General features: G+C 64.8%; 17 protein-coding genes. 14 read left to right on the top strand and 3 right to left on the bottom strand.

Features of this window, described 5'->3' with window-relative positions; translation table 11 throughout:
• Positions 1-67: 67 nt before the first annotated feature.
• Entirely contained in the window at positions 68-604 is a 537-nt protein-coding gene (gene hpaR / locus HAP47_RS28745) for a homoprotocatechuate degradation operon regulator HpaR (RefSeq protein ID WP_173641707.1), read from the top strand.
• A gap of 25 nt (positions 605-629) precedes the next feature.
• On the opposite strand, the gene HAP47_RS28740 is transcribed toward hpaR, so the two are convergent.
• Positions 630-1,625 (bottom strand): GntR family transcriptional regulator, encoded by a 996-nt coding sequence (locus HAP47_RS28740; protein ID WP_173641708.1) that lies wholly within the window; start codon positions 1,623-1,625, stop codon positions 630-632.
• A 286-nt stretch (positions 1,626-1,911) separates the two neighbouring features.
• Here HAP47_RS28740 and HAP47_RS28735 point away from each other — a divergent pair, with 286 nt between their 5' ends.
• The 11 genes from HAP47_RS28735 to HAP47_RS28685 all read left to right on the top strand — a co-directional run bounded on the left by HAP47_RS28735 (position 1,912) and on the right by HAP47_RS28685 (position 17,672).
• Positions 1,912-3,057 (top strand): ABC transporter substrate-binding protein, encoded by a 1,146-nt coding sequence (locus HAP47_RS28735; protein ID WP_173641709.1) that lies wholly within the window; start codon positions 1,912-1,914, stop codon positions 3,055-3,057.
• A gap of 87 nt (positions 3,058-3,144) precedes the next feature.
• Entirely contained in the window at positions 3,145-4,020 is an 876-nt protein-coding gene (locus HAP47_RS28730) for a branched-chain amino acid ABC transporter permease (RefSeq protein WP_173641710.1), read from the top strand.
• Positions 4,017-5,789 carry a branched-chain amino acid ABC transporter ATP-binding protein/permease gene (locus tag HAP47_RS28725; RefSeq protein WP_173641711.1) on the top strand — a complete coding sequence of 591 codons (1,773 nt, stop codon included), beginning with the start codon at positions 4,017-4,019 and terminating at the stop codon, positions 5,787-5,789. The genes HAP47_RS28730 and HAP47_RS28725 overlap by 4 nt, the downstream gene beginning before the upstream one ends.
• Positions 5,789-6,517, top strand: coding sequence for an ABC transporter ATP-binding protein (locus HAP47_RS28720; protein ID WP_050406791.1), 729 nt, complete (start codon positions 5,789-5,791; stop codon positions 6,515-6,517). Before HAP47_RS28725 ends, HAP47_RS28720 begins: the two co-directional genes overlap by 1 nt.
• A 36-nt stretch (positions 6,518-6,553) precedes the next feature.
• The gene (locus HAP47_RS28715) at positions 6,554-7,639 is read left to right on the top strand and encodes a malate/lactate/ureidoglycolate dehydrogenase (protein WP_173641712.1); all 1,086 of its coding nucleotides are present in this window, start codon (positions 6,554-6,556) and stop codon (positions 7,637-7,639) included.
• A 39-nt stretch (positions 7,640-7,678) separates the two neighbouring features.
• Complete coding sequence (locus HAP47_RS28710) at positions 7,679-8,455, top strand: HpcH/HpaI aldolase family protein (RefSeq protein ID WP_173641713.1); 777 nt, start codon at positions 7,679-7,681, stop codon at positions 8,453-8,455.
• A gap of 201 nt (positions 8,456-8,656) precedes the next feature.
• Positions 8,657-10,180 carry a UxaA family hydrolase gene (locus HAP47_RS28705; RefSeq protein ID WP_173641714.1) on the top strand — a complete coding sequence of 508 codons (1,524 nt, stop codon included), beginning with the start codon at positions 8,657-8,659 and terminating at the stop codon, positions 10,178-10,180.
• A gap of 140 nt (positions 10,181-10,320) precedes the next feature.
• Complete coding sequence (locus HAP47_RS28700) at positions 10,321-10,824, top strand: GDSL-type esterase/lipase family protein (protein WP_231168455.1); 504 nt, start codon at positions 10,321-10,323, stop codon at positions 10,822-10,824.
• Between the two features lie 142 nt (positions 10,825-10,966).
• Positions 10,967-14,233: a transglutaminase family protein gene (locus HAP47_RS28695; protein ID WP_173641715.1), complete on the top strand. Its 3,267-nt coding sequence runs from the start codon at positions 10,967-10,969 to the stop codon at positions 14,231-14,233.
• Between the two features lie 20 nt (positions 14,234-14,253).
• Entirely contained in the window at positions 14,254-16,797 is a 2,544-nt protein-coding gene (locus tag HAP47_RS28690; RefSeq protein ID WP_173641716.1) for a circularly permuted type 2 ATP-grasp protein, read from the top strand.
• Positions 16,794-17,672 (top strand): transglutaminase family protein, encoded by an 879-nt coding sequence (locus tag HAP47_RS28685; RefSeq protein WP_173641717.1) that lies wholly within the window; start codon positions 16,794-16,796, stop codon positions 17,670-17,672. The genes HAP47_RS28690 and HAP47_RS28685 overlap by 4 nt, the downstream gene beginning before the upstream one ends.
• A gap of 45 nt (positions 17,673-17,717) precedes the next feature.
• Here the strand turns inward: HAP47_RS28685 and HAP47_RS28680 are convergent, their stop codons facing one another.
• Positions 17,718-19,217, bottom strand: coding sequence for a GGDEF domain-containing protein (locus tag HAP47_RS28680; RefSeq protein WP_173641718.1), 1,500 nt, complete (start codon positions 19,215-19,217; stop codon positions 17,718-17,720).
• A gap of 171 nt (positions 19,218-19,388) precedes the next feature.
• Positions 19,389-21,095 carry a methyl-accepting chemotaxis protein gene (locus tag HAP47_RS28675; RefSeq protein ID WP_173641719.1) on the bottom strand — a complete coding sequence of 569 codons (1,707 nt, stop codon included), beginning with the start codon at positions 21,093-21,095 and terminating at the stop codon, positions 19,389-19,391.
• Between the two features lie 348 nt (positions 21,096-21,443).
• Here HAP47_RS28675 and HAP47_RS28670 point away from each other — a divergent pair, with 348 nt between their 5' ends.
• Entirely contained in the window at positions 21,444-22,826 is a 1,383-nt protein-coding gene (locus HAP47_RS28670) for an ethanolamine ammonia-lyase subunit EutB (RefSeq protein ID WP_173641720.1), read from the top strand.
• A gap of 128 nt (positions 22,827-22,954) precedes the next feature.
• Positions 22,955-24,541, top strand: a complete 1,587-nt coding sequence (locus tag HAP47_RS28665; protein ID WP_173641721.1) for a B12-binding domain-containing radical SAM protein — start codon at positions 22,955-22,957, stop codon at positions 24,539-24,541.
• Positions 24,542-24,545 lie beyond the last annotated feature (4 nt).

Genomic DNA, 24,545 nt, shown 5'->3' with positions numbered 1-24,545 from the left:
AATTTCCGCAAACTGAATCAGGGCGTGTTGCAACGCAAAATTTTGTTGCTGTAGATTGAGCTGAGTAATGGCACGCAAGAAATCGTTCGATGAGACCCGGCCGGGGCAGGGCGACGACGCGTCGCCGCGACGGACCCCGATGCGCGAATTCTCACGCTCGCTGCCGATGTCGCTGCTCCGTGCGCGCGAGGCGGTGATGCGGCAGTTCCGTCCGTCGCTGCGCAATCACGGGCTGACCGAACAGCAGTGGCGGATTTTGCGTGCGCTCACCGCGGTTGAAGAGATCGAGGTCACCGAGCTCGCCCGCGTGGCGTTTCTGCTCGGCCCGAGCCTGTCGCGAATCCTGCGTGATCTCGAGGCCCGCGCGTTGATCGAGCGCAAGGCGGCGGAGAACGACGGGCGGCGCGCGGTAGTCTCGATCTCCGCCAAGGGGTTGAAGCTGATCGAGGCGGTGGCGCCGACGTCGGAGGCGATCTACGCCGAAATCACACGACGATATGGCGCGCGCAGGCTTGCCGAGTTGCACGAAATGCTGGGCGCGCTGGAGGCAAGCCTCGCCGGAATGGGCTTGGCCGATGACGCCGAAGTCGAGGCCGACGAGTAATCGCGGCGATGCGCGGCAATGCCGCTCACGCCATGTAGGGCACGCGCGAGATCACGTTGATGGCGCGGAATTCGGTAATCCAGCCGGCGACCTTGGAGTGCGACCACTCGATATGGCGGCGCAAGGTCGCGGCGGCCGTATCGCCATCGCGGGCGCGCAAGGCTTCGATGATCACCAGATGCTCGTCCATGAAGGAATCGATCTGCGGCGCGGTCAGGGCGACCTGAATGTGCTTGCCGATCACGAAAGCGCAATGGGTGCGCTTGAGCGCTTCGATCATCTCGCGATTTATGCCGTAACCCAGGCAGCGGATATGGAGGTCGCTCTCGATCTCATCGAGCTCGCCGACGCCGACGCGGCTGCGGAATTGGATCCCTTCGCGCAGCCGCTCCGCCATCCGGTCAAGCAGTGCGGTCGGAATCCTCGCCGCAGCGGATTTGAGGAGCAGCGGCTCGAGGGTTGCGCGCACCTCGAAGATGTCGCGAAGGCGATCCTCGTCGAGCGGCACGACATACCAATGAGCCTTGGCGCCCTTCTCCAGGATTCCGATCGCCTGCGCACGTAGCAGCAAATTGCGCGCAACCGTGCGCCCGACCCGGAAGTGCCGCGCCAATGCGAGCTCGCTGACGCGGAAGCGTCCGAACAGCGACCGGTAGATGATCTCGCGTTCGAGCTTGTAATAGAGCGTGTCCCAGGCGTCGCTGCGCACCGCCTCGAGGGGGCCGTCGGTCAGCCCAAACATCTCCGGCGTGATCGGGACGCGCCGCGGGTCGACCTTGCGCTTGCCGGCGATCACCCCGCGGCCGTCGAAGCGGCGCACCAGGCCGATGTGCTCGAGCTGTTCGAATGCCTGCCGTACCGGCGAGCGGCTGGAGCCGAACAAGGTCGCGATCGCCGATTCGGAGAGAACCGTGCCGGGTGGCACGTCGCCGGTCCGGATGTGCTTCGCCAATGCGCTCTTGATCAGCGCGTAGGCCGGCTGTTTTCGTCTGGTCTGCGATTTCGCTCTTGGAATCGACATCGATGACTGCCCGCCGGTCACACTATCATGTGATCCCGTCATGGTCGCTGGTAGCAGGCATTTACACACCGTTGCTAGCGACGTTTGACTATTGCGTGCAATGTGCAATCATGTTTAGCTATGTCAAACGCCAGATCGATGGTCGCCGTTGCGCGTCTTGTGCGCTGCAGCGGCGCTTACGTTTGTTCGTCGCGCCGATTGACGGCTGCGGATAGGCAACCGATCGACGCGTCAGCTCGTTTCAACGCAGCCGACATGCAAGTTCGGCGTTTACAGGGAGGATTGAATGAAACTGACGAGGCGTGAGTTTTCCGCCGGCTTGGCGGCAGGTCTCGCTGCTCCTGCGCTGCTGCGCAGCGCTTGGGCGCAGGGAGCGACAATCAAGATCGGCATGTGCGCGCCCGTCACCGGCCCCGCCGCCGAGTCCGGCGGTTATGCCATCAAGGGCGCCAAGCTCGCGCTCGAGGCCGTCAACAAGGCTGGCGGCATCCTCGGCAGGCAGGGCGAACTGATCGTCGAGGACGACCAGACCACCAATCCCGGCATCGTGCTGGCCTTCTCCAAGCTTGCCGCCCAGTCCGACATTGTCGGCTTCCTCGGCTCGATCCGTTCGACCCAGGTCCACGCGATGGCGCCGGATGTGATCAAGCTCGGTAAGCCCGTCATGATCGGCGGCACCGATCCGAACCTCACCCATATGGGCAACAAGTGGCTTTTCCGCTTTCGCCCCAATGACAGCTATTCCGGCCGCGTCATCGCCGAATACGGCGTCAGCACGCTCGGCAAGAAGAAATGGGCCGTGCTGCATTCGACCGACGCGTTCGGCACCGCCGGCGGCAAGGCGCTGAGCGAAGCGCTGACCAAGCTCGGCGCACCGCCGGTGCTTGACCAGGGCTACGCCAACCAGAGCCAGGACTTCACGCCGGTCGTGCTTGCGATCAAGCAGTCCGGCGCCGACATCCTCGGCTCCTACTTCACCTTCGAGAACGACCTCGGCATCTTCGCCCGCCAGTTGCGCCAGCTTGGCGTCAATATTCCATGGGTCGGCTCGCCCTCGATCGTCAACATCACCGCACTCAAGCTCGCCGGTCCCGCGCTCTACAACACCTACGGAGTAGCTGATTACGCGGAAGATTCCAGCGAGGGTTCGAAGGCGTTCGGCAAGATCTATCGTGACGCGGTCAAGGTTGCGCCCGACAACCAAAGCTCCTGGACTTACGACGCGGTCACCGTGCTGTCGGCGGCGATCAACAAGGCTGGCTCGACCGACCCCGACAAGGTCCGCGATGCGATCCTGGCGATCAAGAAGTTCCCGGGTGCCGAGGGCGAATACAATTTCGACCAGAACGGCGACGGGCTTCACGGCTATAACATCGTGAAGAACGACAAGGGCAAGATCGTCTTCGACAAGCATATCGAGTTCAACGATTGATATCGGCACACGGCCTCTCCGGCGTCCGCCGGGGAGGCTAGCGCCGATCGATGTTGAACCGCGCATCCCTTCAACCGAATGCTGGTCATGGATCTGTTCCTTCAACTGCTGTTCACGGGAGTCGGCATCGGCGCGGTCTATGCGCTGGTCGCGCTTGGCTTCGTGCTGATCTTCCGTGCCACCAATGTGGTCAATTTCGCGCAGGGCGAATTCTCGATGGTCGCTGCCTATCTGATGGTGGTGTTCGCCGTCGATCTCGGCTGGCCCTATTGGCTGTCGTTCCTGATCGCGCTTGCGGGCATGGCGCTTCTTGGCGTCATCTTCAATCTCGGCGTCTATTATCCGCTGCGCCACCGCAGCTATCTGCCTGTGATCATCGCCACCATCGGCGCCTCGATCCTGCTGTCGAACTCCGTGCTCGCGATCTACGGTCCGCAGCCGCAGGTGCTGCAGGGCTGGTTCGAGACTCCCGGCATCCAGCTCGGCCCGGTCTATCTGGACAGCCAGTATCTCCTGATCATCGGCGTCACGATCCTGCTGGTGATCTTCAATTTCTGGTTCTTCGAGAAGACGCTGCTCGGCAAGAAGCTGCAGGCGACCTCGCAGGACAAGGAGATGGCCTCGCTGCTCGGCATTTCCGTCTCCACCATGATCATGATCACCTTCATCTATTCTGCGGTGCTCGGCGGCCTAGCCGGCATCCTGGTGGCGCCCGTGCTGTTCGTCTCGATCCAGATGGGCTCGACAATCGCGCTGAAGGCGTTTGCCGCCACCATCATCGGTGGCTTCGGCGATGTCGCCGGCGCCATCATCGGTGGCCTTGCGCTTGGCGTGATCGAGACGTTCGGCGCCGCCTACATCTCGGTGCCGTATAAGGACGGCTTTGCCTTCCTGGTGCTGATTGCCTTCCTGATCTTCCGGCCGCAAGGAATTTTCGGCGAACGCGTCGCGGAGAAAGCATGAGCGCCAGCGACAACATGATTCCGGCGCCTGCCGTGCGCTCGAAGCCGCTGTTGCTTCGGCATCTGCCGTATTTCGTCGGCGCGGCCATCGTGGTGGCGCTTGCCGCGAAAATGCAGTTCGACGGCTATATCCTCAACATCCTGATGCAGGCGACGACATTCTCGATCGCGGTGTTCGGGCTCTCGGTCGTGCTTGGCCTTTGCGGCCAGATCAATCTCGCACAGGCCGCGTTCTTCGGCTTTGGCGCCTACACGGTCGGCATCGGAACCACCGATTTGCACCTGAGCTTCTGGCTATGTCTCGTCGCGGGCTGCGTGATTGCGCTGCTGGCCGGCGCATTTCTCGGTGCTTCGACGCTGCGGCTCGGTGGCCACTACCTTGCGATGGTCACGATCTCGTTCCAGCAGATCGTGACGCTGGTCATGATCAACGCGATCTGGCTGACGCATGGGCCGGACGGTGTTTCGAACATTGGTCGTCCCGCGCTATTCCAGACCTCGCAGAGCTATCTCGCCTTCTGCGTCGCGATGCTTGCGATCGTCGGCTATCTGGTCTGGCATTTACCCGACACCAAGCTTGGCCGCGCCATGCGCGCGGTGCGCGACAACGAGCTCGCGGCCGGCGTCAACGGCATCGACGTGTTCCGCACCAAGATCTACGCCTTCGCGGTGTGCGCGGTGCTCGGGGGCCTCGCGGGTGGCCTGTTTGCCGGCGGCTTTGCCTATGTCAGCCCGGACCAGTTCTCGTTCGCGGAATCGATCGTGTTCCTAACCATGTCGCTGCTCGGCGGCGTGGCCTCGCCGATCGGCTCTGCGATCGGCACCGGGCTGTTGATCCTGATCCCGGAATGGCTGCGCTTCCTGAAGAGCGTGCCCGGTCTCTACCTCGCGATCTACGGCCTGTCGGTGATCCTGATCATCCGCTTCATGCCGGACGGCATCTGGGGCTTCGTGTCCGACGCGTTCACGCGCTGGCGCGCGCACAGCACGGCGCCGCCTGTTGCCGGGGCGCTCCAGCTCAAGCCTGCGACGACCGGCGGCGACATCGTGCTCGAAGTCACCGGGCTCTCGAAGCATTTCGGCGGCCTCAAGGCGGTCGATGGCGTCGACATCGCGGTGAAGCGCGGCGGCGTACATGCGCTGATCGGACCCAACGGCTCCGGCAAGACCACGACGCTGAACGTCTTGTCCGGCCTCTACAAGGCGACCGCGGGTAAGATCGTGCTCGATGGCACCGACATCACCAGCATGGCGCCGCATCAGCGCACGGCGGCAGGGCTCGGACGCACCTTCCAGAACATCCGCCTGTTCCGCTCGATGACCGCGCTGGAGAATGTCGAGATCGGCGCTGAGCGTCCGGGCAACACCATGATCGGGAAGGGCGACGACGCGCTGACCGAGCGCGCGATGGAGGCGCTGACCTTCGTCGGCCTCGGCAACCGCGCCAACGAGCTGATCTCGAGCTTCTCCTACGGCCATCAGCGCCTGATCGAGATCGCGCGGGCGCTGGCCTCGAACCCGACGCTGCTGCTGCTCGACGAGCCGGCTGCCGGCCTCAACTCGACCGAGAAGCTCGAGCTGCACGAGTTGCTGAAGCGCATCGCGGCGCAAGGCCTCACCATCCTGATCATCGATCACGACATGACGCTGGTCTCGGAAGCAGCCCAGCACATCACCGTGCTGAACTTCGGACGCCGTATCGCCGACGGCGAGTCCATGGCGGTGCTGCGTCATCCCGACGTCGTCTCCGCCTATCTCGGGAGCGAATGATGCCGCTGCTCGAAATCCGCAATCTCGTGGTCCGCTACGGCGAGATCGAGGCGCTGCGCGGCGTCACCATCGCCGTGGAGCAGGGGCAGGTGGTTACGCTGCTGGGCGCCAATGGCGCCGGCAAGTCGACCACGCTGCGCGCAATCTCCGGCCTCGCCAAGCCCGCCTCCGGCGACATCCTGTTCGACGGTCATTCGATCGCAGGCCTCGGGCCGGAAGCGATCGTGCGGCTCGGCATTTCGCATGTGCCGGAAGGCCGGCGCGTATTCCCGGGTCTCACCGTGAAAGAGAACATCATGCTCGGCGCGTCGAACCGGAAGGTCGGGGCGTCGCAGATCTCGCGCGAAGCCGACGCGATGTTCGACCTGTTCCCGGACATCCGCGCCTTCTCCAACGCACTCGGCTGGACGCTGTCCGGCGGCCAGCTGCAGATGGTCGCGGTGGCGCGCGGCCTGATGGCCAAGCCGCGGCTGTTGCTGCTCGATGAGCCCTCGCTCGGGCTCGCGCCTGTCATCGTGCAGGCGGTGTTCCGCATCATTTCGCAGATCAGGAAGGACACCACGGTCTTGCTCGTCGAGCAAAATGCGCGCATGGGACTTTCAGTCGCCGATCACGGCTTCGTCCTGGAAACCGGGCGGATCGTGCTGGGCGGCAAGCCCGACGAATTGTGGGGCAATGAAGCCATCGCCGCGGCCTATCTCGGCGGCCACGCCAAAACCCACGCCTGACAACGTCCCGTGCTTTATCGAGCGAGCTAGTTTTTCATGGTCACCATCAAGGTCGATAATCTCATCAACTTCGTGTCCGAGGTGTTTTCCCATTCGGAGTCCTCTCCGGAAGAGGCGAAGCGCATCGCGACCTATCTGACGACCGCGAATCTGACGGGCCATGACAGCCACGGCGTGATCCGCGTGCCGGTCTATGTCAGGTGGAAGAAGATGGGCTCGATCGTGCCGAACCAGACCCCGGAGGTCGTGGTCGACACGGCCTCGCTCGCCGTGGTCGACGGCAAGTTCGGCTATGGCCAGACCGTCACGCCCATTGCAGTGCGGCTCGGCATCGAGAAGTGCAAGAAGGCGGGGCTTGCCGCCGTCGCACTGCGCAACTCCGGCCATCTCGGCCGCGTCGGCGACTGGGCCGAAATGGCCGCCGCCGAAGGGCTCGTCTCGATTCATTTCGTGACCGCGGCGGGCTCGCTCTTGGTCGCGCCTTATGGCGGCGTCGAGAAGCGCCTGTCGACCGCGCCGTATTGCGTCGGCATTCCGCGCCAGGGCCAGGATCCGATCGTGCTCGATTTCGCGACCTCCGTCGTCGCCGAGGGCAAGTGCCTTGTGGCTAGCCGTGGCGGCAAGAAGCTGCCGCCGGGCGCGCTGGTCGATGCCGACGGGACGCTGAGCGAGGATCCGCATGTGCTGTATGGCCCGTACACGCCGGACGGACCGCGCGACCATACCAAGGGAACCGGCGCGATCCGTGCTTTCGGCGACCACAAGGGCTCGGGCCTCGCCTTCATTTGCGAGCTGCTCGGCGGCGCGCTGACCGGCACCGGCGCGACGTCGTCGGACCGGCGCTTCGCCAACGGCATGATGGCGTTCTACATCGATCCCAAGGTGATCGACACCAGCAATTTCTTCGACGACGAAATCACCCGCTACACCGATTTCATCCGCGCCACCAAGCCGATCGCGGGTACGGAGTCCGTGCTGGTTCCGGGCGATCCCGAGCGGAAAATCCGTGCCGATCGCACCAGGAATGGCATCCCCTTGCCTGACGACACCTGGGCGGCGATAGTAAATAGCGCGCGCGAAGTCGGCGTCAGCGAAGTTTCGATCCAGCGGGCGACCAGCTGAGGCTCGTCCCCCAATAAACCGCAAAGGGAAACGCGATCAATGGCAAACAAGGTCAAGCAAGTCTGGGCATCGGGCAAGGCGGTGGTGAACGCGTGGCTCGCGATCCCCTCCGGGTTCTCGGCCGAAGTGATCGCGCAATGCGGCTTCGACAGCGTCACCGTCGACATGCAGCATGGCGTGCAGGATTATCAGTCGATGGTGCAGTGCTTCCAGTCGATGCATGCCCATCCGGTCACGCCGATGGTCCGCGTGCCCTGGAATGAGCCGGGCATCATCGGCAAGGTGCTGGACGGCGGCGCCTATGGCGTGATCTGCCCAATGGTCAACACGCCGCAGGAAGCCAAGAACCTGGTTTCGTATGCCAAGTATCCGCCGAAGGGCGTGCGCTCCAACGGCCCGATCCGCGCCGGCATGTACGGTTCGGCCGGCACCTATCAGCAGACTGCCAACGACGAGATCGTGCTGCTGCCGATGATGGAGACCAAGACCGCGGTCGAGAACATGGAAGCGATCCTCGATGTCGAAGGCATCGACGGCGTCTATATCGGTCCGTCCGATCTCGGCTTCTCCTACGGCCTGGTGCCGAAGCTCGATCGCGACGAGCCGGAGATTCTCAAGATCTACGAGAAGATCATCAAGGAGTGCGGCAAGCGCGGCCTCAACCCCGGCATCCACTGCTCGGGCGCGGAGGGCGCCGTGCGCGCGATCAACATGGGCTTCAAGCTCGTGACGCTGTCGAACGAAGTTGGCCTGATGCAGGTCTACGCCAAGATGCAGGTCAACCAGACCCGCGAGAAGTCCGGCGGCAAGGCGTAAGCTCTGTCCGCAACATTAGCTCTGCTCCCTCAACCCGCTCTTGCTGGGAGAGGGTTGGGGTGAGGAGCTTCTATCCGGCAAGCACTTTGTTCGCGATTGCGCGTGTGCCTTGCCCCTCAGCCGAATTCTCGCTGCGCGAGGATTCGGCCTCTCCCCGTAAAGGACGGGGAGAGGCGAATATAAAGACGAAGGAGACACCCCATGGCCTCGGCACAAGTAATCCGCCTGCACGCCGACGACAGCGTCCTGATCGCGCGCGCGAGCCTGCCGCCGGGGCTTGAAGTGACCGACGGCGTCACCACGCTCGATCGCATTCCGGCCGGCCACAAGGTCGCGATCAAGCCGATCGCGCAGGGCGAGCCGATCCGGCGCTACGGCCAGATCATCGGCTTTGCGACCCAGCCGATTGCGCCCGGCCAGCACGTGCACACCCAGAACTGCGGCATGGGCGATTTTGCCAAGGACTATGCCTATGGCGTCGACGTCAAGCCGGTGCCGAATTTCGATCTGCCGGCGACCTTCGAGGGCATCCGCCGCGCCGACGGCCGCGTCGCGACGCGCAACTATATCGGCATCCTCACCTCGGTGAATTGCAGCGCCCATGTTGCGGGCATCGTCGCCGACATGTTCAAGAAGAATCCGTTCACCGGCGACAACCCGCTGGCCGATTTCCCGAATGTCGACGGCGTCGTCGCGCTGACCCACAAGACCGGCTGCGGCATGACCCAGGACGAGCCCTTGGCGCTGCTTCGCCGCACGCTCGGCGGCTACGCGCGCCACGTCAATTTCTCCAACGTCATCGTGCTCGGCCTCGGCTGCGAGGTGAACCAGATTGGCGGCCTGATGGCCGAGCAGAAGCTCGCCGGCCGTTTGCGCGCGATGGACATCCAGGAAGTGGGCGGCACGCGCAAGACCGTGGAAGCCGGTGTTGCCTTCGTGAAGGAGGCGCTCACCGACGCCAACAAGGTCAAGCGCGAGGCGGTGCCGGCAAGCGAGCTCACCGTAGCGCTGCAATGCGGCGGCTCTGATGGCTACTCAGGCGTGTCGGCCAATCCGGCGCTCGGCGCGGCGAGCGACCTGCTGGTCCGTCACGGCGGCACGGTGATCCTCTCGGAGACGCCGGAGACCTACGGCGCCGAGCATCTCTTGACCCGCCGCGCCGTGAGCCGCGAGGTCGGCGAGAAGCTGGTCGGCCTGATGCGCTGGTGGGAGGAATACACCCAGCGCGAAGGCGCCGAGATGAATGCCAATCCGAGCCCCGGCAACAAGGCCGGCGGTCTCACCACGATCCTGGAGAAGTCGCTCGGCGCGATGGCCAAGGCCGGCAGCACCAATCTCGTTGACGTCCTGCACTACGCCGAGCCCGTCACCAAGAAGGGTTTTGTGTTCATGGACACGCCCGGCTACGACCCGGTCGCCGCCACCGGGCAGGTCGCCGGGGGTGCCAACCTCGTCTGCTTCACCACCGGCCGCGGCAGCGTGTTCGGCTGCAAGCCCGCACCCTCGATCAAGCTCGCCACCAACACGCCAATGTACAAGCGGATGGAAGACGACATGGACGTCAATTGCGGCACCATCCTCGACGGCGAGGAGAGCGTGCAGGAATGCGGCCAGCGCATCTTCGACCTTATCCTCAAGACCGCCTCGGGCCAGCCGACCAAGAGCGAGAGCTTTGATTTCGGCGGTGCGGAGTTCGCGCCGTGGGTCTTGGGCGCGACGATGTAGTTTAGGGCTACGATCTAGCCTCACACTCCGCTGTCGTCCCTGCTTTCGCAGGGACGACGAGTTCTATTGACGTGGTCTCCCGGATTGCGCTTCGCTCCGTCCGGGCTACAGGCTGGCGTTTCGATCTGAACGGAGGAAAGATGCGCGCGGGTCGATTGGGAATCATTGGATGCCTCGCATTCCTGGCCGCCTTGAGTCTTGGCGTCGGTTCAGCCGACGCCGCAACCATCGTGGCGCTTGGCGCGAGCAATACCTACGGCAAGGGCGTGGCGCGCAACCAGGCCTATCCCGCGCAGCTCGAAGCGATCTTGCGGGCGAAGGGATTGAACGTCCGTGTCGTGAACGCCGGCATCAATGGCGACACCACGGAAGGGATGCTGCAACGCCTGGACCGTGCCGTCCCGAACGGGACCCGTGCGGTGATTCTACAGCCGGGCGGCAATGATCGGCGCAAGGGCAGCCCCGACCGGACAGCGGATATCCAAAGTCGACTAAGCGCCCGTGGCATCGCGGTGATCATGCTCGCCAACGGGATGCTGCACGGCCTCCCGCATCAGCCCGATGGCCAGCATTTGACCCCCGAGGGCTATCACACGCTCGCCGAGCAGCTCGCTTCGCAGGTATCCGGCGCGATCGGCCGCTAGCGGCGAGGGTAACCAGCCACGCCAGTTGCTGAGGTCGGGACAACGCGGCGGATAATTCCTGGGCAGTCGCTGCCCGTTGTTAGTGCTTGATGTCGACCGGAACCAGTGTTCTGCTCAAAAAAGCTGCTGGAGTCCTTGGTCCGTGTCGATCTTCGTCGCACTGCATCACGTCACGCACTACAAATACGATCGGCCGATCGATCTCGGGCCTCAGACCATTCGGCTCCGGCCCGCGCCGCATACCCGCACGCCGATCCTGAGCTATTCGCTCAAGGTCATGCCATCAAATCATTTCGTGAATTGGCAGCAGGACCCGCAGGGCAACTGGCTGGCGCGCTACGTGTTTCCGGAGAAGGCGACCGAGCTCAAGGTCGAGGTCGACTTCACTGCACAGATGACAGTGGTCAATCCGTTCGACTTCTTCGTCGAGCCCTATGCCGGCAGCTTTCCATTCGAATACCCCGGCGATCTCAAGACCGAGCTCGCGCCTTATCTTGAGACCGAGGTGCCGGGGCCGTTGCTCGCGGCTTATTTGAAGGACATTCCGCACAAGGCCGACTCTACCGTCAATTTCCTGGTCGAGCTGAACGCGCAGCTGCAGAAGAAGATCGGCTACGTGATCCGCATGGAGGCCGGCATCCAGACGCCGGAGGAGACGCTGGCCGCGGGCTCCGGCTCCTGCCGCGACTCGGCGTGGCTCTTGATCCAGGCGCTGCGCCATCTCGGGCTCGCCGCGCGCTTCGTCTCCGGATATCTCATTCAGCTGCGACCCGACATCGATCCGCTCGAGGGGCCGCGCGAGGTCGAGAGCGATTTCACCGACCTGCACGCCTGGGCCGAGGTCTATCTGCCAGGTGCGGGTTGGATCGGGTTCGACGTCACCTCCGGCATGCTGACGGGCGAGGGACATATCCCGGTCTGCGCCACGCCACACTACCGCTCGGCCGCGCCGGTGACCGGCACCGCGGGCTTCGCCAATGTCGAGTTCGGCTTCGAGATGAGCGTCAAGCGGATCCGCGAGGCGCCGCGGATCACCAAGCCGTTTTCGGATGAATCCTGGGCGCGGCTCGACCGGCTCGGCGAGCAGGTCGATGCCGATCTAAAGAAGGACGATGTGCGGCTGACCATGGGCGGCGAGCCGACCTTCGTTTCGGTCGACGATCTGGAATCGCCGGAGTGGAATGTCGCCGCGGTCGGTCCGACCAAACGCGGGCTGGCCGACGAACTGATCCGCAAGCTGCGCACGCGGTTCGCGCCCGGCGGCCTGCTGCACTACGGCCAGGGCAAATGGTATCCCGGCGAGAGCCTGCCGCGCTGGGCGTTCGGCCTCTACTGGCGCAAGGACGGCAAGCCGATCTGGAAGAATGCCGGCCTGATCGCCTCAGTCGAAAATCCGGGCAAAGCTGGGATCGCCGATGCGGAGCGCATCGCAATCGGCATCGCCACGCGGCTTGGCCTGAAGGCTGACTACGTCATGCCGGCCTTTGAGGACACTGCGTTCTGGCTCGAGCGCGAGGCCGGCTTGCCGGCCAATGTCAGCCCGGCGAATTCCAAACTGACCGATCCGGAAGAGCGCGCACGGCTGGCGCGGGTGTTCGACGAGGGGCTGACCACGCCGAAAGGCTATGTGCTGCCAATCCAGCGCTGGAGCCCGCTGGGCGATCGCGTGCCAGCGCGCTGGCGCAGCGAGCGCTGGAAGATCCGGCGCAGCCATCTGTTCCTGTTTCCGGGCGATTCCCCGCTGGGCTTGCGGCTTCCGATCTCTTCGCTCGAACACGTCCCGCCCGAGGATTTTCCCTATGTTATCGAGCAGGATCCGATGGCGCCGCGCGATGCGCTGGGGGAGATCGATCCGGAGCTGAAGCAGGCGCTCAAGGACATTGAAGGGCCGCTGCCGGTGCGTACCGCGATGTCGATCGAGGTGCGCGACGGCGTGCTGTGCGCCTTTATGCCGCCGGTCGAGAAGGTCGAGGACTATCTCGAGCTGATTGCCGCGATCGAAGCCGCCACGGAAGAGCTGCAGCTGCAAGTCCACGTCGAAGGTTACGCGCCGCCGTTCGATCCGCGGATCGAGGTGATCAAGGTGACGCCGGATCCCGGCGTGATCGAGATCAACGTGCAGCCGGCACAAAGCTGGCGCGAGGCCGTCGACATCACCCTCGGTCTCTATGAGGACTCCGCGAAGACGCGGCTCGGGGCCAACCGTTTCCTGATCGATGGCCGCCACACCGGTACCGGCGGCGGCAACCACATCGTGGTCGGCGGCAGCAAGCCGGAGGATTCACCGTTCCTGCGCCGGCCGGATCTGCTGAAGAGCCTCGTGCTGTATTGGCAGCGGCATCCGTCGCTGTCCTATCTGTTCTCCGGCATGTTCATCGGACCGACCAGCCAGGCGCCGCGCATCGACGAGGCGCGGCATGACGGGCTCTATGAACTCGAGATCGCGCTATCGCATGTGCCGCCGCCGGGGATGGATGCGCCGCTGTGGCTGGTCGATCGTCTGTTCCGGCACATCCTGGTCGACATCACCGGCAATACCCATCGCGCCGAAATCTGTATCGACAAGCTGTATTCGCCCGACGGCCCGACCGGCCGGCTCGGCCTGGTCGAATTCCGCGCGCTCGAAATGCCGCCCGACCCGCGGATGTCGCTGGCGCAACAGCTCTTGATCCGCGCGCTGATCGCAAAGCTGTGGCGCGAGCCGCAGCAGGGCAAGTTCGTGCGCTGGGGCACCGCGCTGCATGACCGCTTCATGCTGCCGCATTTCCTCTGGGAGGATTTCCTGGGCGTGCTCGCCGAGCTCAAGCAATCCGGCTACGACGTCGAGCCGGAGTGGTATCAGGCCCAGCTCGAATTCCGCTTCCCCGCGTTCGGCCGCATCCACCACGGTGGCGTCGGCCTCGAACTGCGGCAGGCGCTCGAGCCGTGGCATGTGCTCGGCGAGGAGGGCACCGCTGGGGGGACCGTGCGCTACGTCGATTCCTCGGTCGAGCGGCTCCAGGTGAAGGCGACCGGTTTCGTAGAGGGCCGCCACGCCATCACCTGCAACGGCCGGCGGATGCCGATGACCGAGACCGGCCGCGCCGGCGAGGCGGTCGCCGGCGTGCGCTTCAAGGCCTGGCAGCCGGCCTCCGGCCTGCATCCGACCATTCCCGTGCACGCGCCGCTGACGTTCGACCTGATCGATACCTGGAACGGCCGCTCGCTCGGCGGCTGCGTCTATCATGTCGCCCATCCCGGCGGCCGCAACTACGAGACCAAGCCGGTCAATTCCTACGAGGCCGAGGCGCGGCGGCTGGCGCGCTTCCAGGAGCACGGACATACCCCCGGCAGGATCGAACCATCGCCGGAGGAACGCACAATTGAGTTTCCCTTGACCCTCGACTTGCGGACGCCGCTCCTGCAGTAATTGGGTGCAGGGGAAGTGCAATGACCGCATCGGGTGGCCAGGGAAGCAGTCAAGGAAGCAGTCAGGAGAGCAGGGCCCGTCCCGGTCAGCGCCGGATGGCGCAGTGGACCCGCGACTATGTCCGGCTGCCCGGCATTCCCGATGAATACATTGCCGAGAACGGCGCGCCGCGGCTGGTCTGGGCCCGCTTCTTCGACGCCTTTGCCGGGCTGTCGCCGGCCGATATCGAGCGCCGCTTTGCCTCCGCGGATCGCCATCTGCGCGAGGCCGGCGTCACCTATCGCGCGCCCGGCGACACGTCCGACCGGATCTGGCCGCTCAGCCATCTGCCGCTGATCATCGATGCGGCCGATTGGCGGCAACTCGCCGCCGGTGTCGCGCAGCGCGCGCAGCTTTTGGAAATGGTGCTGGCCGATCTCTACGGCGAGGGCCGTCTCGTTGCCGACGGTGCCATCCCCGCTGCAGCGATCGCCGGCAGCAGCGAGTATCTGCGCGCGGTCAGCGGCATCAAGCCGCCCGGCGGCCGCTATCTGCATCTCTATGCCGCCGACATCGGCCGCGGGCCCGACGGCCGCTGGTGGGTGCTCGGCGATCGCACGCAGGCACCGTCGGGCGCCGGCTATGCGCTGGAAAACCGCCTGGTGCTGTCGCGTGCCTTTTCCAATCTCTACAAGTCGATGAATGTCGAGCGCGTCGCGCCGTTCTTCGAAGCGTTCCGCGATTCGCTGCGTGCCAGCGCCGACCGCGACGAGCCGCGGATCGGCCTACTGACACCCGGCGCGTTCAGCGAGACCTATTTCGAGCATGCCACGCTGGCGCGCTATCTCGGCTTCCTGCTGGTCGAGGGCGACGACCTCGCTGTCTCAGGCGATCGCATCCACATCCGCACCGTCGCCGGATTGAAGCGGCTCGACGTGCTGCTGCGCCGGGTCGATTCCAACATGCTCGATCCGCTCGAGCTCGACGCCTCCTCCTATCTCGGCGTGCCCGGGCTCGTCGAGGTGCTGCGCAAGAGCGGCGTCGTGGTCGCCAACATGCCGGGCTCGGGCGTGATGGAGGCAAGGGCGCTGCTCGGCTTCCTGCCCAGTCTGTGCCGACGTCTGCTCTCTGAAGACCTGATGATGCCGCATATCGCGACCTGGTGGTGCGGCCAGAAGTCCGCCCGCGAGCAGGTGCTGTCGCGGTTCGACGAATTCGCGATCGAAGGCGCCTATGGCCGCGGCGTTGCGGATTTTCCAGGCCACGGGCCGGTGCTCCCGGGCGAACTGTCGGCCACGGACCGCGACCGCCTGAAGGATGCGATCAGCCATCGCGGCATCGACTATGTCGGGCAGGAGCTGGTGCGGCTGTCGACCACCCCGGTATGGGAGAACGGCCGCATCGCGCCGCGTCCGTTCGTGCTGCGGGTGTTCGCGGCGGCGACGCCGAACGGCTGGACCGTGCTGCCCGGCGGCTTCTGCCGGATTGCCGATCGGGCGGATGCGCGCGCGGTGTCGATGGGCGATGGCGCGGTGTCCGCCGACGTCTGGGTGGTCTCCGACAAGGCAGTCGCGACCTCGACCCTGCTGCCGGCGGTCGACACCGTCCGCATCCGCCGCATCGCCGGCGTGCTGCCGAGCCGCGCCGCCGACAATCTGTTCTGGCTCGGCCGCTATCTCGAGCGCGCCGAGGCGACCATCCGGCTGATCCGGGCGCTGTGCACGCCGCTGCGCGATCCTGCACGGGCGAATTCGACCGGCTCGACGCCGGCGATGCATTCGGCCGAGCGCATCCAGCGCATGCTGGTCGCCTGGGGCGCGGCCTCGCAGACGGCGCGCGCCAATCCCGCCAAGGTCGCGCTCGAAGCGTTGCAGAACGAGGAGAAGTTCGGCTCGGCGCTGTCGCTGGTGCGATCGGCGCAGCGCACGGCCACCTCGCTGCGCGAGCGGCTGTCGCCGGACGCCTGGCAGGTCATCACCGAGATGGCGGATCGGCTCGCGATCGAGGTTCACGACGATGACGGCGTCGTCAGCGCCGCCGAGCTGACCTTGCAGGAGCTCGCAAGCTTCGCAGGCCTCGCGCAGGAGAACATGAACCGCGCGGCGGGCTGGCGCTTCCTCGAGATGGGCCGCCGTGCCGAGCGCGCTATCAACACCACGCGCTTTGCCCGCCAGTTCGCCTATGACGAGGCCGGTGACGAGGATCTCGACGTCCTGCTGACTCTGGTCGACTGCCAGATCACCTATCGCTCGCGCTATCTGGTGCAGCCGCTGCTGACGCCGGTGCGCGATCTCGCCGTGCTCGATCCTTACAATCCGCGCTCGGTCGTATTCCAGGTCGCGGCGCTGAACGAGCATATCGCCGCGCTGCCGAGCCTGAAGGAGCACGGCCTGATCGAGCGGCCGCAGCGGCTTGCGGTTACGGTCGAGGCGATGTTGACGACGGCCGAAGCCGGCAGCCTCGACGTCAAGACGCTGTTTGCGCTGGAGCAGGATCTGCTCAACCTCGCCGACTCGGTCGGGCTGCATTATTTCCCGCACGGACCGAACGCCAGCCGGCCGGAGAAGCTCACGGGGCTGGCGTGATCTACGACATCCGTCACGTCACGACCTACAGTTACGAGACCCAGGTCAGCTTCGCGCGGTGCTCGCTGCGGCTGGAGCCGATCACCGGCGACGGGCAGGAGCTGGTTTCCCATTCGGTCGAAATTCGTCCGAAGCCCGCGGAGCGCACCGCGCGGCGCGACTTCTTCGGCACGCTGACCGAAAGCGTCCTGATCGAGACCGCGCATCGCAGCCTTCGGATCGATTCCCGCTCGCGGGTCTCGGTGGCGCGGCAGCCGCCGGCGCGTGACGCGGCGAGCCCGCCCTGGGAGTGCGTGCGCGACAGCGCATTCGAGGCCTTGAGCCTCGATGCGGCCTCGCCGGTCGGCTACGTCTTCGCCAGCGCGCTGGTGCCGGTGTTGCGGCCGGTGACGGCCTACGCTTCCGCGAGTTTTTCGCCCGGCGGCGGCATCCTTGCCGGTGCGGCCGACCTGATGCGTCGTATCCGCGGCGACTTCAAATACGATCCGAAGGCGACCGTGATCTCGACGCCGCTTCGCGACGTGTTCGAGAAACGCCACGGCGTCTGCCAGGATTTTGCCCATGTGATGATCGCGGGGCTGCGCGGGCTCGGCCTGCCGGCGGCCTATGTCAGCGGCTATCTGCGCACCATTCCGCCGCCGGGCCAGCCGCGGCTGCAAGGCGCGGACGCAACCCACGCCTGGGTGTCGGTCTGGTGCGGCGGCGAGCTCGGCTGGGTCGGGTTCGATCCGACCAACGATCTCATGGTCGCCAACGACCACATCATTCTCGCGATCGGCCGCGACTTCGCCGATGTCTCGCCGGTCGACGGCGTCATCGTCGGCGCGCGCAAGCAGAAGCTCGGCGTCGCCGTCGACGTGTTGCCGGTGGAGTGAACCGAGGGGACAGGCGCGCCTTCGCCCGCGCGGCCGCGATCTCGATCAGGCGACCTGCCGCTTGCCCGATTTGTCCCACCCGATCGGGCTGATGATGACGCGGTCGCGGCCTTCATGCTTGGCTTGATAGAGCGCGAGGTCCGCGGCCTTGAGCAGATCGCGCGATGTGCGCTCGTGATCCGGGACGAGGCAGGACAGTCCGATGCTGATGGTCGGCAACTCATGCTCGGATTCGCGCGCCGCAGTCAGCTTCGCGCGAATCTGCTCGGCAACTTCCAATGCGCCCGCCTTGCCGATGCCAGGCAGCAACACCGAAAACTCCTCGCCGCCGTAGCGCGCGCCGAGATCGGTTGCGCGCTTGGTGCTGGTGGCGATGCACCGTCCCACAGTGGCGAGCACAGCATCGCCGGCCTGATGGCCGTACGTGTCATTGAAGGTCTTGAAATGATCGACGTCGATCATCAGAAGCGATACCGGCGACTTTGCGCGCATGCCACGCCGCCATTCGACGTCAAGCGTATCGTCGAGGCGGCGGCGGTTGGCGAGGCCTGTCAGCGCATCGGTGTTCGCGAGGTGCGCGAGCCGGCCTTCAGCGGCGGCTCGGCGTTTGAGAGCGGCCAGCAGGTAGAACATCAGGACGATCGAGAAGCCACAGAGGGCCGCCACCACGCTTCCGATCAGCCAGAGCTGTTGCCACCAGTCGGCATAGATGCCGTCGAGCGCGAGGCCCTCGGCGATCAGCAGGGGATGGTGTCCGACCGCCTGAAAGACATAGAGCCGGCTGACGTGATCGACGAGCGATTTCGTCATGTAGGAGCCGGATTGCCGTGCCGGGAACTGCTTGAAGACCTGTGAGTCCCTGATGCTTTGCCCGATCTTGCCGATGTCGAACGGTGCTCGCATCAGCATGACGCCGTCGGTGTTGAACAACGCCATGCTATCGCCGAGGCCGAAGCGCAGCTTGCGAAACAGATTGTGGAAATAGCTGAGCCGCATGCTGCCCGCGACCACGCCGGCAAAGGACCCGTCGGCATTGCTGATGCGGCGGCTCAGGCTGATCAGATATTCGCCGTCTGAAGTCACCCAGGGAGCGCTGATGAACAGTCCGCTGTCGGCTCGCGTCTGATGCACCCGGAAGAAGTCCCGATCGGCGAAATTTGCGGTCCGCGGCGTCAATGTCCGGGAATCGAGCGTGACCTCTCCCGCCGTATTCAGCACGAGGATCGAGCCGAGATCCTTGGTGGCGGCGCGGTCGAAAAGCACGACCCGGCGAAGCTCCCGGCTGATCTTGCCGAGCTCCGGCAGCTTGACGCCGTCGGCGACGGCCTGCAGCGAGAGGTCATAGAGCTCGATGTTGCGGTCGATCTCGCTGGCGATGGAGGCGACGAGGTTGGTCGCGCCTTCCTTCGCATGCTGATAGTCCTTGCCGGCCATCTCCCAGAGAATGGACGCGCAGATCGCCGAAAAGCACAAGACGAGACCGATCCCGAGCGCAAGCAGCCGTTTGGTCGGCACGGCCCTCGGCTTTGGCAACAGCCCGTTCATTGCTCGCTTCCACTTCCCCGCGCCCCCGCGCACTTTGACTTTCTATAGGGGCATCAAATTGAGAAAGGCGACCGCAAGCACCGGCAATTTGCGCCCGCGCGTTGCGATAGTCTTAACCATTCCAGGTTGGTCGGAATCTGACGCCGGGCCCGGACGGATCGCCTGATCCGTTCAGGTTCCGGTCCGTCGCAGGTCCTCGGCGGCATCGCTGCGCAAGTTGCGGAAGAACTGCTCGACCTCGCGCGACAGCGTCTCGGCAGTTGCGGTCAGATCGTTCGATGCCTCAAGCACCGATTCCGCTGCCTTGCTGGTCTGGTCCATGTCGTCGCGGAGCGAGCTGACATTCGTCACCAGGGTTTCGTTGCCCTGGGCGGCCATCTGTGCGTTGGCGGAGATTTCGCGCGTGGCTGCATCCTGCTGGCCGATCGCGCTTGCGATGTTGGCGGTGACGTTGCTGATCTCGCGCACCGCCTGGCCGATCTCGCGCACGGCGGCCACCGAGTTGCGGGTCGAGGCCTGGATCAGGCTGACATTCTCACTGATCTCGGCGGTTGCCTTGGCGGTCTGCCCGGCCAGCGCCTTGACCTCGTGCGCGACGACTGCGAAGCCGCGGCCGGCATCGCCGGCGCGGGCGGCTTCGATGGTGGCGTTGAGCGCGAGCAGGTTGGTCTGCTCGGCGATCGCCTGGATCAGGTTCAGCACACCGTCGATGCGCTGCGTGGTGGCGGCAAGGCTCTCGATCTCGGTGATCGACCGGTCGGTGCGCGCACCTGCCTGATCGACCGCTCCCGACGACTGCTTGACCTGGCGGCCGATCTCCTGGACCGAGGCGGAGAGCTCTTCGGCTGCACTGGCCACCGCAGACACGTTGCTCGAGGCCTGTTCGGTCGCGCCTGCCGCCGCAACCGTCCGGCCGCTGGCGTCCGCCGCGACGGTCGCGATGGTCTGCGCGGTTTGCCGCATCGTCGCAGCGTTGTCGTGCACCGCGCGGAGCACCTCACCGATGGTGCCGCGGAACGTCTCGACGAAGCTCTCGATATGCCGGCCGCGGGCGTCGCGAGCCTCGGAGTCCTGTACGACTTGCGCGTTCAGGCTGCGATTGCGGTCCATCGCCTCCTGGAAGACCTTGATGGCGCGTGCCAGTGCGCCGATTTCATCGCTGCGCCCGACGTGCGGCACGTCGACATGGTCGGCGCCCTCGGCGACGTGCTTGATGGTCGTGGTGATCTGCGACAGTGGCCGCGCCACCGAGCGGGCGATGATCAGCACGCCGAGCACCACCACGATCAGGGCCGCCGCGCCGAGCCCGGTCAGCAGCAGCGCCAGCTCGCGGTTGGTGTCGGTCTGCTGTGCCAGCTTCTTGCTGCGCTCTGCGTAGACCTTGGACAGCGCCTCGAGGTCCTTGTTCAGTGCGGTGCGTACGTCGCGGTTGGCGTCGTTGTCGCCCCACTCACGTCCGGCAGCGGCGCCGATTTCGATGCCGCGGCGGACCAGCTCCTTCCGGAACTCGATGAATTGCTCGATGCGCTTCTTGAACACCGCGAACTGCGCGGCGTCGTCGGCCTGTACCAGGGTCTCCCAGTTCCTCACCACGCCGAGGATTCGGTCGTTGAACGCCAGCAGCCCGTCGCCGTATTTCTTCACCGCCGGAGGTTCGGTCGACATGTAGATGCCGCGGGATTCCATCACCACCGCGTAAACCAGCGAGTTGACCCGCTCGACATTGAGCGCGGCGCGGCTTGCGAGGTCGACGGCCGCGGTCAGTTCGGCATTGCGCCGCGCGTTGTAGTCGGACAGGACGGTGATGGCTGCGGTCAGCGCCGCAATCAGCGCAAACGTCGAGTACAGCCTGGCAGCAAGCGAGAATCGGGATGCCATTGGAGGCCGGGATGTGGAGATGGGGGATGTGACGGGGGACGGCATTGCGGGCACTCCAAGAGGCCGGGGAGTACCTTCGGCCAATTAAAGCTTATGCAAAATCTTCATGGACAATCTCTTAACGCGTGCGTTTCGTACCGGTCGCAACCGCTAAAATCTCTAAATAATACCAATGCCTTATGAGGCGCGCCGAGGCGGTCGGGTTCCGTCGGTCTGCCGCCGTGTTGAATGACGGACCGCCATCATCATCATTCATCAACATCCTCCGGCGCACAGGGCGAAGCTGATGGCATGACTTTCGTAAAGAGGTGCTAGATTACGCCGTCCCCAGCCTCGACGCGAATTCCCATGCTCTATCGTCACACTATCGACGCCACCAATTATGCATTCGACGATCTGCGCATGCTGCTTGCCAAGGCCTCGCCGCCGCGGTCCGGCGACCGTTTGGCCGGCGTCGCGGCCGACAGCGCTGCGGAGATGATCGCCGCGCGGCTCGCGCTTGCCAACGTTCCGCTCAAGCAATTCCTCGATGAGCCGGTCATCCCCTATGAGGACGACGAAGTCACCCGCCTGATCCTCGACAGCCACGACGTTGCCGGCTTCCTGCCGGTGTCGTCGCTCACCGTCGGCGGCTTCCGCGACTGGCTGCTGTCGGATGCCGCCACTGGAGATGCGATCAACAGGATCTCGCGCGGCGTCACGCCGGAGATGGTGGCGGCAGTGTCGAAGCTGATGCGCAACCAGGATCTGATCCTGGTCGCGAAGAAATGCGAGGTGACGACCCGCTTCCGCAACACCATCGGCTTGCGCGGGCGAATGAGCACGCGGCTGCAGCCGAACCATCCGTTCGACGATGCCAAGGGCATCACCGCATCGATCCTCGACGGGCTGCTGCTCGGATCCGGCGACGCCTGCATCGGCATCAATCCGGCGAGCGACGATCCGAACGTCATCGGCACCCTGCTGCGGCTGCTGGACGACGTCATCACCCGGCTCGGGATTCCGACGCAGGGCTGCGTGCTGACCCATGTCACGACCACGCTCGGCCTGATCGGGCAGGGGCTGCCGGTCGATCTCGTGTTCCAGTCGATCGCTGGCACCGAGGCGGCCAACCGCAGTTTCGGCGTCGACCTCTCGCTGCTCCGGGAGGCACGGGAAGCCGGGCTGTCGCTCCGCCGCGGCACGGTCGGCGACAATGTCATGTATTTCGAGACCGGGCAGGGCTCGGCCCTGTCGGCCAACGCCCATCACCAGGTCGACCAGCAGACCTGCGAGGCGCGGGCCTACGCGGTGGCGCGGGCGTTCGATCCGCTGCTCGTCAACAGCGTGGTCGGCTTCATCGGTCCCGAATACCTCTATGACGGCAAGGAAATCATCCGCGCCGGGCTCGAAGATCATTTCTGCGGCAAGCTGCTCGGCCTGCCGCTCGGGATCGACGTCTGCTACACCAACCACGCCGAGGCCGATCAGGACGACATGGACAATCTCCTGACGCTGCTTGCGGCCGCCGGCGTGAACTTCATCATGGGCGTGCCGGGCGCCGATGACGTGATGCTGAATTATCAGTCGACATCGTTTCACGATGCGCTCTACGTCCGCGACCTGTTCGGCCTGAAGCGGGCGCCCGAATTCGACGACTGGCTGGCACGCGTCGGCCTTGCCGGGCAGGACTTCCGCCTCGTTGCCGATGCGGGGCAGCTGCCCGACCTCGCCGCCCGGCTGTTGACCTGACGGGATAGCTAAATTCTGCAGGGCAACTATCTCACCGTTGTGACGTTGGTAAGCGCCACAATGTTGAAGAATTTCTGGCCCAGCGTTCCGCGCCGTGGTTAGATTTGCGGGTGCTTCGGGGTCGATTGATGAGAGCAGAGGGCATAAAGACAGCACGACGTATTCTCTGCGTCTTTCCGCGCTATACGTCGTCCTTTGGGACCTTCGAGCACGCCTACCCCCTGACCGACGGCGTCAAGGCGTTCATGCCGCCGCAGGGCCTGCTGCTGATTGCCGCATACCTCCCCGAGAACTGGCCGGTCCGGTTCGTCGACGAGAATCTGCGTCCGGCCACAGTGGAGGATTTCGAGTGGGCGGACGCTGTGTTCGTCAGCGGTATGCACATCCAGCGCCAGCAGATGAATGACATCTGCCACCGCGCGCATGGCCATGATCTGGCGGTCGCGATCGGCGGCCCGTCGGTCAGTGCCTGTCCGGACTACTACCCCTCATTCGACTACCTTCATGTCGGCGAGCTCGGCGATGCGACCAATGAGCTGATCAAGCGTCTGGAGCAAGACACCAGGCGTCCGGACGAGCAGGTGGTGCTCAAGACCGTCGACCGCCTGCCGATGACGGATTTTCCGCTGCCGGCCTATGAGCTCGCCGAAACCAAGAAGTACTTCCTCGGCAGCATCCAGTTTTCCTCGGGCTGCCCCTATCAGTGCGAGTTCTGCGACATCCCCGGGCTCTATGGCCGCAATCCGCGGCTGAAGTCGCCGCAGCAGATCATCGCCGAGCTCGACAAGCTGCGCGCCTGCGGCGCGACCGACACCGTCTATTTCGTCGACGACAATTTCATCGGTAACCGCAAGGCCGCGAGCGAGCTGCTGCCGCATTTGATCGAGTGGCAGAAGCGGACCGGCTATGTCACGCGCCTCGCCTGCGAGGCGACGCTCAACATCGCCAAGCGCCCCGAGATACTGGAGAAGATGCGCGAGGCCTTCTTTGTGACGATCTTCGTCGGCATCGAGACGCCAGATCCCGACGCGCTGAAGGCGATGCACAAGGATCAGAACATGATGGTTCCGATCCTGGAGGGCGTGCGCACCATCAACTCGTTCGGCATGGAGGTCGTCTCCGGCATCATCATGGGGCTCGATACCGACAAGCCCCAGACCGCTGACGCGCTGCTCTCCTTCGTCGAGGAGTCGCGGATCCCGCTCCTCACCATCAACCTGCTGCAGGCGCTGCCGAAGACGCCGCTGTGGGATCGGCTCGAAAAGGCAGGAAGGCTGGTCCATGACGACGGCCGCGACTCCAATGTCGAGTTCCTGCTGCCCTATGAGGACGTGGTCAGTTCCTGGCGCAAATGCATGGAGATCGCCTATCAGCCCGAGAAGCTGTTCGAGCGCTACTTGCATCAATGCGACTACACCTATGCCAACCGCATCAAGGTGCCGGTCAGCCCGGAGATGAAGAGCTGGGCCAACATCCGGCGCGGCCTGATCATGCTGCGCAACATCTTCTGGAAGGTCGGCGTGCTCGGCGACTACAAGCGCGTGTTCTGGAAGTTTGCGCTCGGCCGGCTCAAGCGCGGCGACATCGAGGGGCTGATCTCGGCGACGCTGGTTGCACATCATCTGATCACGTTTGCGCGCGCAGCCTCCAGCGGCCGGCAGAACGCCTCGAACTACTCGATCCGGCTGCGCGAGGCTTCCGTCCCCGCCGAATGACAGC

This window comes from Bradyrhizobium sp. 41S5 (assembly GCF_011516665.3).
GTDB lineage: Bacteria > Pseudomonadota > Alphaproteobacteria > Rhizobiales > Xanthobacteraceae > Bradyrhizobium > Bradyrhizobium quebecense.
This window is presented reverse-complemented; position numbering and strand designations above follow the sequence as displayed.

Coding starts and splice junctions, on each gene's coding strand:
- hpaR (WP_173641707.1), top strand. CDS start 68: ATGGCACGCAAGAAATCGTTCGATGAGACCCGGCCGGGGCAGGGCGAC.
- HAP47_RS28740 (WP_173641708.1), bottom strand. CDS start 1,625: ATGTCGATTCCAAGAGCGAAATCGCAGACCAGACGAAAACAGCCGGCC.
- HAP47_RS28735 (WP_173641709.1), top strand. CDS start 1,912: ATGAAACTGACGAGGCGTGAGTTTTCCGCCGGCTTGGCGGCAGGTCTC.
- HAP47_RS28730 (WP_173641710.1), top strand. CDS start 3,145: ATGGATCTGTTCCTTCAACTGCTGTTCACGGGAGTCGGCATCGGCGCG.
- HAP47_RS28725 (WP_173641711.1), top strand. CDS start 4,017: ATGAGCGCCAGCGACAACATGATTCCGGCGCCTGCCGTGCGCTCGAAG.
- HAP47_RS28720 (WP_050406791.1), top strand. CDS start 5,789: ATGCCGCTGCTCGAAATCCGCAATCTCGTGGTCCGCTACGGCGAGATC.
- HAP47_RS28715 (WP_173641712.1), top strand. CDS start 6,554: ATGGTCACCATCAAGGTCGATAATCTCATCAACTTCGTGTCCGAGGTG.
- HAP47_RS28710 (WP_173641713.1), top strand. CDS start 7,679: ATGGCAAACAAGGTCAAGCAAGTCTGGGCATCGGGCAAGGCGGTGGTG.
- HAP47_RS28705 (WP_173641714.1), top strand. CDS start 8,657: ATGGCCTCGGCACAAGTAATCCGCCTGCACGCCGACGACAGCGTCCTG.
- HAP47_RS28700 (WP_231168455.1), top strand. CDS start 10,321: ATGCGCGCGGGTCGATTGGGAATCATTGGATGCCTCGCATTCCTGGCC.
- HAP47_RS28690 (WP_173641716.1), top strand. CDS start 14,254: ATGACCGCATCGGGTGGCCAGGGAAGCAGTCAAGGAAGCAGTCAGGAG.
- HAP47_RS28680 (WP_173641718.1), bottom strand. CDS start 19,217: ATGAACGGGCTGTTGCCAAAGCCGAGGGCCGTGCCGACCAAACGGCTG.
- HAP47_RS28675 (WP_173641719.1), bottom strand. CDS start 21,095: ATGGCATCCCGATTCTCGCTTGCTGCCAGGCTGTACTCGACGTTTGCG.
- HAP47_RS28670 (WP_173641720.1), top strand. CDS start 21,444: ATGCTCTATCGTCACACTATCGACGCCACCAATTATGCATTCGACGAT.
- HAP47_RS28665 (WP_173641721.1), top strand. CDS start 22,955: ATGAGAGCAGAGGGCATAAAGACAGCACGACGTATTCTCTGCGTCTTT.